The sequence below is a fragment of the Sphingobium sp. ba1 genome (genome assembly GCF_000743655.1).
GTDB lineage: Bacteria > Pseudomonadota > Alphaproteobacteria > Sphingomonadales > Sphingomonadaceae > Sphingobium.
On sequence record NZ_JPPQ01000069.1, the window covers coordinates 2,496,257 to 2,509,262 of the forward strand.

Here is a 13,006-nt window from a genome sequence, read left to right on the forward strand (position 1 = left end):
CAGTGCCGTCATTTTTGGTTTAGCGCTCTGGTTGGTGCGGAGCCAGGAAACGGTCGATGACGTCTCCTACATGAAGGCGATGATCCCGCACCACTCGATCGCGATCATGACCAGCGAGCGCGCGCACATCAAGGATCCGGAAGTCAGGAAAATGGCCGACGGCATCATCGATGCGCAGGTGCGCGAGATCGCTCAGATGAAACAGATGATCGCGCGCCTGCAGGCTAACCCGGCGCCGGAGGGTGCTCCGGACCTGCCCTCGTATCGCGATCGCGGTGCGTCGCCACCGCCCCCGCAAACCGATGAAAGCACCGGTATAGATACTCGAAAGCCGATTTCCTGAGGTCGGTTCTTCGAAGTAAAACAGGATGGCATATGATCGGGTACTGCCGGAAAGGCTTCGTCATGCGCGATCTTGCTCAAACGCCCCAGCGATCGGCGCTCTCCGCGAAAGAGCCAGGATAGTGTACTTATGACCGACATCGAGCGCAGCGGTCCGAGTGGCGCCAAAGGCGCTTCTGAGATCGTCCTCGTCACCGGAGCGAGCGGTTTTATCGCCGCGGCCCTGATCGCCCGGCTCGGCGAGCGCTACACGGTCGTCGGTCTCGATCGCGCCGGTCCGCCCGAGCCACCACCGCCCGCCGCCGCTATCGACATTGATGTCGGCTCGGATGAAGCGGTTCACGCTGCGCTCGAGGAGGTTCGCGCGCGATACGGCAACCGCATCGCTTCGGTGATTCACCTCGCCGCCTATTATGACATTTCTGGCGATCCCAATCCGCTCTACGACAAGGTCACCGTCCAGGGCACCCGGCGGCTGATCGACGGACTCCAGTCGTTCGATGTCGAGCAATTCGTCTTCGCCAGCACGATGCTGGTCCATAAACCGACCGCCACTCCGCAGGAGCGCATCAACGAGGAATCGCCGATCGGTGCCTCCTGGGCGTACCCGCAGTCCAAAGTCGACACAGAGGCGCTGCTGAACGAGCGTCACGGACGGATACCCGTCGTCTACCTGCGACCCGCCGGAGTTTACGACGACGATGGGCGCTCTGCGTTCCTCGCACAGCAGATATCGCAGATCTACGAGCACCGCCTGATCTCGCATTTCTATCCTGGCATGCTGTGCGCGGCGCAATCATCGGTGCACCGCGATGACCTGGCCGAAGCCGTGGTGCGCCTGGTCGATCGGCGGCACGATCTTCCGTCTGAACTGCCCCTGCTCATCGGCGAACCCGATGCCCCCGGCTACGCCGAAATCCAGAATATCGTCGGCGAGGCGCTCCACGGCGAGGGCTGGAAGACAATCCGCATCCCGCAGCCGCTCGCGAAGGCTGGCATCGTTCTTCAGAGCGAGGCACTCGGCGATGACGACTTCATCCAGCCATGGATGATCGATAGCAGCAACGACCACTACATCCTCGACATCTCGCGCGCCCGGTCGCTGCTCGGGTGGGAGCCGAAGCACAGTCTTCGCGAAACGCTTCCGACGATCGTTGCGGCATTGAAGCGCCACCCGCGCGCCTGGTACCGGAACAACAAGCTCAACGAGAACCTCGTCGCCTGGAACGACAAGTCCGATCCGAAGCCGGCCGAGTTGGACCATAACCCGCCTGAAACGGCAGCCAGCGCGATGCCCGGCATGGAGCCCGAAGCTGAGGACCATGGGAACATGGACCATGCCGCTATGGGGCACGCGCCCGGGGATGGGGACATGGCGACGCCCAGCCACGGTGCACATGGCGATCACATGGCAATGATGGACCGCGACGAGCGCCGTGCGCGCTGGGCGCTTTACGCCAACGTCGGTCTCGGCCTGTGGCTCGCGTCGAGCCCGCTCATCTACGACTCTATGACGACGCAGAGCGTCAGCGAGGCCGCGCGCTTCGTGACCGTCGATCGCGGGCTGCCGTCGATCGAGTGGCGGGCGAGCGCACTGTCCATCAGCGATCTCGTCAGCGGGCTTGCCATTGCGCTGTTCGGTGCGCTGTCGCTCGTACCACGCACCAAGACGTGGGCTCAATGGGCTGTCGCATTCGTCGGCATCTGGTTGCTGTTCGCGCCGTTGATCTTCTGGAGCCCGAGCGCGGCGCAGTACAACAACGATTTGCTCATCGGCTCGGCCGTCATCGCGCTGTCGGTGCTCGTGCCGATGATGCCGGGCATGAGCATGGCAGGGATGATGGACCCCAAGAACATCCCACCCGGTTGGACCTATTCCCCGTCTACCGATGCCCAGCGGCTGCCGATCGTCGTGATGGGTCTGATAGGTCTTCTTACCTCGCGCATCCTGACGGCATACCAATTGGGCCACATCGATAGCGTCTGGGAACCCTTCTTTGCCGGCTCGCTGAGCGACCCGCGCAACGGTACCGAGGAGATCATCACGTCTAACATGTCAAAGGCGTGGCCGATTCCCGACGGCGGTCTCGGCACGGTGAGCTATGTGCTCGAGATCCTGATGGCGGTGATGGGCACCCGCGACCGCTGGCGCACGATGCCGTGGATGGTGACCTTCTTCGGCATCCTGGTCATTCCGCTCGGCGTGGTCAGCATCTATTTCATCATCAGCCAGCCCATCGTCATCGGCACCTGGAGCACGCTGGCGCTGATCGCCGCCCTTGCCATGCTGATCATGATTCCTTTCGCGCTGGACGAGGTCATCGCCATGGGTCAGTTCCTTGTGTGGGCGAAATGCCGCGGCAAGCCGCTGATCCGCACCTTCTTCCAGGGCGACGCGATCGAGGCCGGCAGTGAGGACGCGTCCGACGTGATGTCGTCGCCTGCCGCATTTTGGGCCGATGCAAAGCGGGGGCTGACCCTGCCGTGGACGCTGGCGGTCAGTATCGCGCTCGGCGCATTCCTCATGCTCACGCGGGTGACACTGGGCAATGAGGGCGCCATGGCGAACAGCGACCATGTGATTGGTGCCCTGGTCATCACCGTCGCGATCATCGCCACCGCCGAAGTTGCCCGCGCCGTGCGCTTCATCAATAGCGCGCTCGGCGCCTGGCTGGTTGCTGCCCCGTTCCTGCTGACGGGGGCCGGCCACCTCGGCACGATCGTTTCGGTGGTCATAGGGCTCGCCCTCGCCGGTCTCAGCCTTCCCCGCGGCAAGCGCAGCGCTGAACATTATGCGAGCTGGGACAAGTATGTGATTTGAAGTCGCTCTGCGTGATGTGGAATCGAACAGGAAAGGATACGTCACGCCTGTCGGGAAGGCGGGACTCGAAATAGCCAACTTATGGCCGTGCGATCGGGTCGCCGAGATGCGAAATGCGGCCCTACTCGGGTGCAATAATGGCTTTCGACTGCATCATCGACGCGAGTGCGAGAGGTCTGCAACGGCCCTGGGTTGCTCATCGACGAATGTCGGTTCGTGATCGCTACGGTAAGCTAGCGACCGTCTGCAATTTTTTGAGGGGTCGGCGGCGGTCGCGCGTAATATGAACAGTAGCCTTGAAGAATGGGTGCGGTGAAGGACGATATGAAACTCAAAGCCGCATTATCGTTGGTCCTTGCATCGGTTTCGGTCGCCAGCGCGGCGGCGACGCCTATCGTGGTCCACCGCGATCCGGGCTGTGGCTGCTGCGCGCAGTGGGCGGCGCAGGTGCGTAAGCAATTCGGACGTCAGGTAACGATCATCGACGATCGCCAGCGCTCCGGCTTCCAGCGGACCCAAGGCGTTCCTTCGGGCCTGTCGTCCTGCCATACAGCGATTGTAGACGGCATGGCATTGGAGGGTCATGTCCCGATCGCCGACATGAAGCGTCTGCTGGCTCAGAAGCCGCACGGCGTGCGTGGACTAGCGGTTGCCGGGATGCCGATGGGCTCGCCAGGGATGGAAGTTCCAGGACAACGCGCCGACACCTATAATGTGATCGCCTTCGGTCCAGGCGGACAGCATGTCTTTGCGCGTCATGGCGGACGATGATGTCGTTGCTCTAAGATAAGGACGGGTGTAAGAAGTAACAGTTGTGAAACGGATGCTGCCTCTCTTTCTCCTGCTGGGAGCTTTGCTTGGTCTGATGGGCCAGGCGACAGCCTATGCGTCTATCCCGGCTTCGGTCTCCGCGCCGATGGCGATGTCGGGGATGAGTGCAGACTGCATGAATGCGATGGCTCAGGAACAACAGCCCTCGGGCAAGCCCTGCAAGGGGCTGACGCTCGACTGCATCGCATCAATGGGCTGCGTGGTTCCGATGGTTCTGCGCGACGCGCCGCCGGTCCCGGCATCGCCCGTGGCTCACGAAGCTATGGCATTCTGGACTACGACATCGATCCTGCATGGCAGTGATCTGACCCCCGAGCCTGAACCACCGACTATCCTTGGCTGATCGACCACAGCCGTAGGCTGGCGGTTTCCGTGCGCCCTGAGCGCAAACAGACCCCCGGCAGACCTGCGGCTATCCAACGATTATTTGCCAAGGATTTGTAACATGAAAACGCTCAAAATCGCCGCTGCCATCGTTGCGGCTTCCGCCTCTGCTTTCACTTTTGCGCCCGCGTTCGCGCAGGACAGCGCCGCCAGCGCGGGTCATTACGAGTGGCGCGCGGCGCCACAATATGGCCCCCGCGCACCTCTGCAAACGTCCAAGCGAGTGTGGGTTCCAGACCACGCCCAGATGGCAAACTGCAACTGCAACATGATGAAGATGAGCGCCGCGGATTGCATGAAGGAAATGCATGGCATGATGTCTCCGTCCGGCGCCTCGGCAGGCTAGCAGCAGGTTCTGGCCGCTTCAGGTCGCATAGACGGCTAGGCCAGCAGTGGCGGCGGGACGCCCCTTCCTGCCGCCACTGACATGCCTGGTATCGTGTGCCATGCTTGCCTGAACCTCCGATCAGGAGATCTCCATGCGATTGTTTTTGTGTATGCCGCTGTTAGCGGCAATCCCCGGCATTGCCTTCGCCGGGCCGCTCACCTTCGACGCGGCCCTCCAGCGCGCCCGACAGGAAGCGCCGTCGCTCAAGGCGAAGGCTCTTGGTGCCGATGCCGCCCGTTCCGCGCGCCGCGCGGCCGGCGCCCTGCCCGATCCGACACTTGCGGTTGGGATCGACAGTTTCCCGATATCGGGACCGCTCGCGTTTGAGCCGCAGCGCGACAATTTCAGCATGGCGCGGGTCGGCGTGTCCCAGGACATTCCCAATCTCGCCAAGCGCCATGCGCAACGGGCGCGCGCCGACAGCGACATAAAGGCGGCCGAGGCTGATACCGCAGTCGAGGCGCGCACGGTCGAGGTTGGCACCGCGCTAGCCTGGATCAACCTGGCCTATGCCGAGCGCAGGCTCGCCGTGCTCGACGATATTCTGTCCGATCTCGAGCGTGTGGTGGGAACGACGCCAGGTGCGGTCGCATCGGGAGGCGCGCGCCCGGCGCAGACCCTTGCAGGGCGCCAAGCCGTCGCCGCGATGCAGGATCGCCGCAGTGAACTCGTCTCGAACGTGGCGCGGGCACGCGCGACGCTAACCCGCTGGACCGGAGACCCCGCGCCGGAGATCGCCGGACCGATCCCCGATTTTGCGGTCGACGCAGCGGGTCTGCGCGCAGGACTCGACCGCCACCCCACCATCCAGATGATCGATGCCCAGGCCGGGCAGGCGGATGCCGATGTGCGCGTAGCCGATGCCGGCCGGCGTTCCGATTTTGGTGTCAACCTGGCCTACCAGCGCCGCGATCCCCGGTTCGGCGACTATGTCTCGGCCGGTGTGACAGTCAGCCTGCCGTTCTTCACGCGCAGTCGCCAGAGTGCCGGGATCGCGGCAGCCCAGGCAAATGCCGGACGAGTGCTGGCTGAACGCGAGGCCTCGCGGCGCGCGCTCGCCGCCGACCTTGATGCGGATATCGCCGACCATGTCATGCACCATGAGCAATGGATGCGTGCGCAGAGCACACTGCAACCGCTCGCTGAGCAGCGCGTGAAATTGGAAACCGCCAGTTATGCGGCTGGTCGTGCCAGTCTCGTCGATATCGCCGACGCCTATGCCGCGCTGGCCGATGCCACCATCACGACTCTTGATCGTGAAGCCCTGGTCACCGCGGACGGTGCGCGGCTGACACTCACCTACCGGAGCGAAAATCGATGAGCCAGGTTATGATAGCCCGCGGGTGGCTCTTTGGCGCAGCTGCTGCTCTTGCGCTTGCTGCCGGCGGTCTCGGGTTCGCTCTGGCGGGCTTCCAGGGCACAAAAGATGGTGGGGCCGTAAAGCCGGCAGCGCGCAAAATTCTTTATTGGTACGATCCGATGATACCGGCCGAGCACCATGAGGGTCCCGGTCTCTCATCCATGGGGATGCAGACGATCCCTCGGTATGCGGACGAGGGCGGAGCAAGCGCGCAGGTGCCGGGCATTTCGGTCGACGCTTCCGCCTCGCAGGCGCTCGGTCTGCGGATCGCCACGGTGCAACGCGGCGAGCTGGCTAGCAGCCTCACCGCGACCGGTACAATCGACTTCAACCAGCGCGATGTCGCGATCGTCCAGGCACGTGCCGGGGGCTTCGTGCAGCGAGTCTATGGTCGCGCGCCGGGTGACGTGGTCGGCGCGGGGGCGCCGCTCGCCGATATCCTGGTGCCGGAGTGGGGCGGGGCGCAGGCCGAGTTTCTCGCGGTGCGCCGCACCGGCAACGCAGCATTGACCCAGGCGGCCCGCCAGCGACTCATGCTGCTTGGCATGCCGTCTGGCACCATCGCGTCGGTCGAGCGCGGCGACCGTCCGCACAATGTCATCACGATCTCCACGCCGATCGGCGGCGTGGTCAAAACATTGGACGTGCGGGCCGGCATGACACTGACGGCAGGACAGACGCTCGCAGAGGTGAATGGTCTCGGCACTGTCTGGCTCAATGCCGCCGTGCCCGAGGCGATCGCCGGACCGCTCAAACCCGGGCAAACCGTGCGGGCGACGCTCGCGGCATTTCCCGGCGAGATCTTGTCGGGCCGCGTTTCAGCGATCCTGCCGCAGACGCAAGCCGACAGCCGGACGCTGACCGTCCGGATTGAGTTGCCCAACCGCAGCGGACGCCTGCGTCCCGGCATGTTCGCCACCGTGTCGTTTGGCGGAGCCACGCAACCGGCGCTGCTGGTGCCCTCCGAGGCGCTGATCCGTACCGGCAAGCGGACATTGGTGATGCTCGCGCTCGACAAGGGCCGCTATCGGCCGGCTGAGGTCCAGACCGGGCGGGAATCCGGGGGCCAGATTGAGATCCTGGCGGGCCTGGGCGAGGGTGAGAAGATCGTGGCGTCGGGCCAGTTCCTGATAGACTCCGAGGCGAGCCTGTCCGGAGTCCAGGCGCGGCCGATCGGGGGTGGCGCGCCCATAGCCGCCAAACCCGCCGTTACCGGCAGACTCTACGAGACTGTCGGCAAGATCGAGCAGATAACCGCCAATACGGTAACACTGAGTCACGAGCCGGTGCCGGCTATCGGCTGGCCGGCGATGACGATGACCTTCCAGCTTCCCGATCCTAAGGTCGCGCGCGGCCTTAAGACTGGCGATCGGGTCCGTTTCGCATTCGATCAACCTCCGGCTGGGCCGACGGTGCGTCGCATGGCGCAGGTAGCTGGCCAGTGATCGCCCATCTCATCCGCTGGTCGGTCAGGAACCGCTTCTTCGTTCTGATCGGCGTACTGGCGCTCATTGGCGTGGGCGTCTGGGCGGTGCGATCGACCGCGATCGACGCGCTCCCCGATCTCTCCGACACGCAGGTCATCATCCGCACCAGCTACCCCGGCCAAGCGCCGCAGATCGTCGAGAATCAGGTCACCTATCCGCTCACCACCACCATGTTGTCGGTTCCCGGCGCGAAGACGGTGCGCGGCTATTCCTTCTTCGGCGACAGCTTTGTCTATGTTATCTTCGAGGACGGCACCGATCTCTACTGGGCGCGCAGCAGGGTGCTCGAATATCTCAATCAGGTGCAGGGACGACTGCCGACAAGCGCCCGCAGCGCGCTCGGGCCGGACGCCACCGGGGTTGGCTGGGTCTATGAATATGCGCTGGTCGACCGCACCGGCCGCCACGACCTGTCGCAGCTCCGCGGGATTCAGGACTGGTTCCTGCGCTACGAGCTGAAGACCGTGACCGGCGTCGCTGAGGTGGCCAGCATGGGCGGCATGGTCAAGCAGTATCAGGTGCTGCTCGATCCGGTGAAGCTGGCCGCTTATGGGATCACCCATCAGCAAGCGGTCCAGGCGATCAGCCAAGGCAATCAGGAAGCGGGCGGCTCGGTGCTGGAGATGGCCGAAGCCGAATATATGGTTCGCGCCTCGGGCTATCTGAAGACGCTCGACGATTTCCGGGCGATTCCGCTCAGGACCGGCGCCGGTGGTGTGCCCGTGCGGTTGGGCGACGTCGCCACCATCCAGATCGGCCCCGAGATGCGACGCGGCATCGCCGAGCTGAACGGCGAAGGGGAGGTCGCCGGTGGCGTGGTCATCCTGCGTTCGGGCAAGAACGCGCGCGAAACGATCGCCGCAGTCAAGGACAAGCTCACCGAACTGAAAAAGAGCCTGCCACCCGGCGTCGAGGTGGTGACGGTCTATGATCGTTCGCAGCTCATTGATCGCGCAGTCGAGAATCTCACCCACAAGCTGGTCGAAGAGTTCATCGTCGTCGCGATCGTCTGCGGCCTGTTCCTCTGGCACGTCCGTTCAGCGCTGGTCGCGATCCTCACCCTTCCGCTGGGGGTGCTGGCGGCGTTCGTCGTGATGCGGTTCGAGGGGGTGAATGCCAACATCATGTCCTTGGGCGGCATCGCCATCGCGATCGGCGCGATGGTCGATGCGGCCGTCGTCATGATCGAGAATGCCCACAAGAAGATCGAGCATTGGGAACAGGATCATCCGGGCAAGCATCTCGAGGGCGAGATGCGCTGGATTGTCATCACCGAAGCCGCCGCAGAGGTTGGCCCCGCCCTGTTCTTCAGCCTGCTGATCATCACGCTCTCCTTCATTCCCGTGTTTACACTCGAAGGACAGGAAGGGCGGCTGTTCGCGCCGCTCGCTTTCACCAAGACCTACGCGATGGCGTCGGCGGCGATCCTATCGGTGACCTTGGTGCCGATCCTGATGGGTCTGCTGATCCGCGGGAAGATCCCGCCCGAGCAATCCAACCCGGTCAACCGCTGGCTCACCAATATCTACCGGCCTGCGATCGACTGGACGATGCGGCGACCGAAGACAGTGCTCCTGATCGCGGCGCTGGTCTTTGCGACCACGGCCTGGCCGCTCACCCGCCTCGGCGGCGAGTTCATGCCGAATATGGACGAAGGCGACCTGCTCTACATGCCCTCGGCACTGCCCGGGTTGTCGGCCGCGAAAGCCGCGCAGTTGCTCCAGCAAACCGACCGGCTGATCAAGACCGTGCCCGAAGTTGAGAGCGTGTTCGGCAAGGCCGGTCGCGCCGAGACCGCCACCGATCCGGCCCCGCTCGAAATGTTCGAGACCACGATCCAGTTCAAACCACGCGACCAGTGGCGGCCGGGGATGACGCCGGAGAAACTGGTCGATGAGCTGGATCGCACGGTGAGGCTCCCCGGCCTCGCCAATGTCTGGGTGCCGCCGATCCGCAACCGCATCGATATGCTGGCGACCGGCATCAAGAGCCCGATCGGGGTCAAGGTGTCGGGGTCCGATCTCGTCCAGCTCGACCGGATCGCCCATGATGTCGAGACGGTGGCGAAGACCGTGCCCGGCGTCAGTTCGGCGCTGGCCGAGCGGCTGACCGGTGGGCGCTATGTCGATGTCGATATCGACCGTGCCGCTGCTGCCCGGTTCGGGCTCAACATCACCGATGTGCAGGGAATCGTCTCGGGCGCGATCGGCGGCGAGACGATCGGCGAAACGGTCGAAGGCCTAGCCCGCTACCCGATTAGCGTGCGCTACCCGCGCGAGGTGCGCGACAGCCTGGAAGGCCTACGCACGCTTCCGGTCCTGACGCCATCGGGGCAGCAGATCACGCTCGGCACGGTTGCGAACATATCGATCGCTGAAGGGCCGCCGATGCTCAAGACCGAAAATGCGCGGCCCTCGACCTGGGTCTATGTCGATGTCCGCGGCCGCGATCTAGCCTCGGTCGTCGGCGATCTCCAGCGCGCGGTGGCGAAGCAGGTCAAGCTCTCGCCGGGCGTCAGCATCGCCTATTCCGGCCAGTTCGAATATCTCGAGCGTGCGGTCGACAAGCTGAAGCTGGTTGTGCCCGCGACCCTGCTGATCATCTTTGTGCTGCTCTACATGATCTTCGGCCGGTTCGATGAAGCCGCGCTGATCATGGGCACGCTGCCGTTTGCGCTCACAGGTGGCATCTGGATTCTCTATTTCCTAGGTTTCAACCAATCGGTCGCGACCGGCGTCGGGTTTATCGCGCTCGCCGGCGTTTCGGCGGAGTTCGGCGTGGTGATGCTGATCTATCTGAAGAACGCGCTTGAGGAGCGGGTCGCCGATCCGGATGCAGCCGAGGTAGAGGCCGCGGTGCGTGAGGGTGCACTGCTTCGCGTACGGCCCAAGGCGATGACGGTCGCGGTGATCCTCGCCGGTCTGTTGCCGATCCTGCTCGGCTCGGGCGCCGGCTCGGAGGTGATGAGCCGGATCGCGGCGCCGATGATCGGCGGCATGCTCACCGCGCCCCTGCTGTCCATGTTCGTGCTTCCTGCCGCCTATCTTTTGCTCCGGCGGCCAAAGAGCAAGCCCACATCTCAACCCCTTATATAAAGACGGAGAAAACCATGAAGCATGCACGACTGACTATTGCCCTCGGCCTGGCCGCCTTGACTGCCGCTTGCGGCAAGAAGGCGGAAACACCCGTTGCGGTCGAGACCAATCAGGCGGCCCCTGCTGCAGCCATGAGTGGAGACATGGGGAACATGGCGATGGCGCCGGCGGCCCCCGCGTCGATCATGGCCAAGGGTCATGGCACGGTCACCGCCATCGACAAGGCTGCCGGCACGATCACCCTCAACCATGGCCCCATCCCCGAAGCTAAGTGGCCAGCGATGACGATGGCGTTCAAGGCCGCGTCCGCCATCACCGACGCGGCGAAGGTGGGCGACAAGGTCGATTTTGATGTCACGCTTGTGGGCAGCGCCGGTGAGGTGACAGCGATCCAAAAGAAGCCTTAAGGAGGGGATTTTATAAGGCCCATTAAAGGCTAATTAACCTCGTTCCTTCACGCTTCAGCCATGAGAAAATCACAGGTTGAGCGCGAAACGCAGATCAAAATTGGAAGAACCGAGCGGTGGCAGTCGTGATTGCCACCGCCTTCGGTTGCGTGGCGCTTTTTTGCGTCATTATCTGGCCGTTCTTCAGCGACTACAGGACAGTCGTAAAAATTCAGAGCGTGGGTGCTGCCGCGTTTGCGGTGTATTTTTTAATGTTGGGATCGCCCACTGCGGCGGTGGCATGCCTCATTTCTTGCGCGCAACTCCTCGTCTCGGCATCGGTGCGTGACCGCTATGTCGTCGTGCGACTCTATGGCGCCAGCCTCATTGTGTTGTCCTTCCTATCGGTCATAACATGGCACGGAATACCATCCGCGCTGGCGTTGACCGGTAGTTCGCTGGGTAGTCTGGCCCGCTTGCAGACATCGACGACGCGTATGAAGGGTCTGTTCCTCGTGGGGGCTCCATTTTGGCTCGCCCATAATTTGATCGTTGGAGCTCTTTTCGCGTTGGGAACAGATGCGGTATCGTTGGCGTCAAACCTTGCAAATCTGATAAGGCTTATGACGCGTCGCTGGAGAACTTTTCCGTTCAGCCCTACGCCCAGCGGTGCCGTCGAGACGCCCGCCGGAATATTTGCTCAGGGGAGAGCAGTCTAGACATTGGGCGCTCAGTCGCCTCGCGAACAGCGCTAGAGCAGAATCCGATCACTCTTGTTCATATCCGGCGGTAGAGAAGTAGTTGGCGCATTCCATTGGGGTGAAGCGCGGCAGGACGTCGCGGATCGCATCCCACAGGTCGGCAACAGTTCGTGCGGCAGCCTTGCGCAGGATTGCCTTGAGTTTGGAAAAGGCCATTTTGATCGGATAGAGGTGGCCGAACAAAACTGCACAGTGCGATAAGTGGATTTTCTGCCTGGCGGCCATGGGGGCCGCGTGACAGGAGTAGAGATGAGCAAACGACCCCGCCAGAAGCACAGCCCAGCTTTCAAGGCAAAGGTGGCATTGGCCGCCGTTAAGGGCGAAAGACGCTGCCTGAACTGGCGCAGCAGTTTGACGTTCACCCTAATCAGATCACGCAGTGGCGTGGTCAGCTTCTGGAAGGGGCTGCCGGTGTATTTGGCAGTGAGACGCGGAGCGAGGAGATGGAGTCGACGATTGACCTGAAGACGCTCCACGCCAAGATTGGCGAACTGACGCTGGTGAACAATTTTTTGTCAGGGGCTCGGGAAGGCGGGACTATTGCCGAGCACAAAGCGATGATCGATCGTTCGCACGCTTTGCCGTTAGGACGGCAGGCCCGGGAGCTGGAGATCAGTCGCGGCCGCATTTATTACCTGCCCAAGCCGGTGTCGGCTAACGATCTGGCCATCATGCGGCGGATCGACGAGCTGCATATGGAGTTCCCATTCGCCGGCGGTCGGATGCTGCGCGATCTTCTCCGGCAGGAGGGCATTGCGATCGGTCGTCAGCCTGTCGAACGGCTTCACATCCGCCGCCTGAGCGGGGTGGCCACCCCGCTCAGGCACCTCGTGAATACACCATTTTCCACAGACAAACTTGTCGAAGGGCCAGCGCCCGGACACAAGAATTACCCCTATTTGCTGCGGCGATAGTTCAGGGGCTTGTGAGGTGTACCGTTGAAGCGATCAGCAACGGCCTGGATTTCCCTATCCAATAGCAACGCCAGGTCCGTTTCAGAGCCCGATTCAGAAGTTCGTCAAATTTGTGTTGCGCGACGATCAGGGGTTCTTCCGCATCTTTGGTGCAGTCTGCTCGAGGAAGCCTTTGGAGTGAGAACGGCGGAGCAATATTCGACCACGGTAGCGGCGGGATAGTCCTGCTGCGGGCGG

At 62.9% G+C, this 13,006-nt stretch carries 10 protein-coding genes and 2 pseudogenes; 11 read left to right on the forward strand and 1 reads right to left on the reverse strand.

Translation table 11 applies throughout. From position 1 onward, the window contains the following. From IL54_RS15260 to IL54_RS15305, 10 genes are all read left to right on the forward strand, one after another. Positions 1-343: DUF305 domain-containing protein (locus IL54_RS15260; RefSeq protein ID WP_037478840.1), on the forward strand; the 343-nt coding region annotated here is incomplete at its 5' end. A 129-nt stretch (positions 344-472) separates the two neighbouring features. Continuing rightward, positions 473-3,163, forward strand: a complete 2,691-nt coding sequence (locus IL54_RS15265) for a vitamin K epoxide reductase family protein (RefSeq protein WP_037476706.1) — start codon at positions 473-475, stop codon at positions 3,161-3,163. Between the two features lie 324 nt (positions 3,164-3,487). Continuing rightward, positions 3,488-3,934: a DUF411 domain-containing protein gene (locus IL54_RS15270; RefSeq protein WP_037478843.1), complete on the forward strand. Its 447-nt coding sequence runs from the start codon at positions 3,488-3,490 to the stop codon at positions 3,932-3,934. Between the two features lie 52 nt (positions 3,935-3,986). Then, positions 3,987-4,337: a hypothetical protein gene (locus tag IL54_RS15275; protein ID WP_237748951.1), complete on the forward strand. Its 351-nt coding sequence runs from the start codon at positions 3,987-3,989 to the stop codon at positions 4,335-4,337. A 102-nt stretch (positions 4,338-4,439) separates the two neighbouring features. Beyond that, positions 4,440-4,724, forward strand: a complete 285-nt coding sequence (locus IL54_RS15280) for a hypothetical protein (protein WP_037476709.1) — start codon at positions 4,440-4,442, stop codon at positions 4,722-4,724. A 133-nt stretch (positions 4,725-4,857) separates the two neighbouring features. Further along, positions 4,858-6,087 carry a TolC family protein gene (locus IL54_RS15285; RefSeq protein WP_037476710.1) on the forward strand — a complete coding sequence of 410 codons (1,230 nt, stop codon included), beginning with the start codon at positions 4,858-4,860 and terminating at the stop codon, positions 6,085-6,087. Then, complete coding sequence (locus IL54_RS15290; RefSeq protein ID WP_037476711.1) at positions 6,084-7,571, forward strand: efflux RND transporter periplasmic adaptor subunit; 1,488 nt, start codon at positions 6,084-6,086, stop codon at positions 7,569-7,571. Before IL54_RS15285 ends, IL54_RS15290 begins: the two co-directional genes overlap by 4 nt. Continuing rightward, complete coding sequence (locus IL54_RS15295; protein WP_037476712.1) at positions 7,568-10,708, forward strand: efflux RND transporter permease subunit; 3,141 nt, start codon at positions 7,568-7,570, stop codon at positions 10,706-10,708. The genes IL54_RS15290 and IL54_RS15295 overlap by 4 nt, the downstream gene beginning before the upstream one ends. Positions 10,709-10,722: 14 nt before the next feature. Further along, on the forward strand, positions 10,723-11,115 hold the full coding sequence (locus tag IL54_RS15300) for a copper-binding protein (RefSeq protein ID WP_037476713.1): 393 nt from the start codon (positions 10,723-10,725) through the stop codon (positions 11,113-11,115). Positions 11,116-11,231: 116 nt separating this feature from the next. Next, a complete protein-coding gene (locus tag IL54_RS15305; RefSeq protein WP_237748901.1) occupies positions 11,232-11,813 on the forward strand; it encodes a YgjV family protein in 582 nt (193 codons plus the stop codon). 48 nt (positions 11,814-11,861) lie between these two features. On the opposite strand, the pseudogene IL54_RS15310 reads toward IL54_RS15305, so the two are convergent. Next, positions 11,862-12,020: pseudogene (locus IL54_RS15310) on the reverse strand (IS630 family transposase); the annotation flags it as partial. Positions 12,021-12,104: 84 nt separating this feature from the next. Here IL54_RS15310 and IL54_RS25470 point away from each other — a divergent pair. Next, positions 12,105-12,763 (forward strand): annotated as a pseudogene (locus IL54_RS25470) (transposase); the annotation flags it as partial. Between the last annotated feature and the right edge of the window lie 243 nt (positions 12,764-13,006).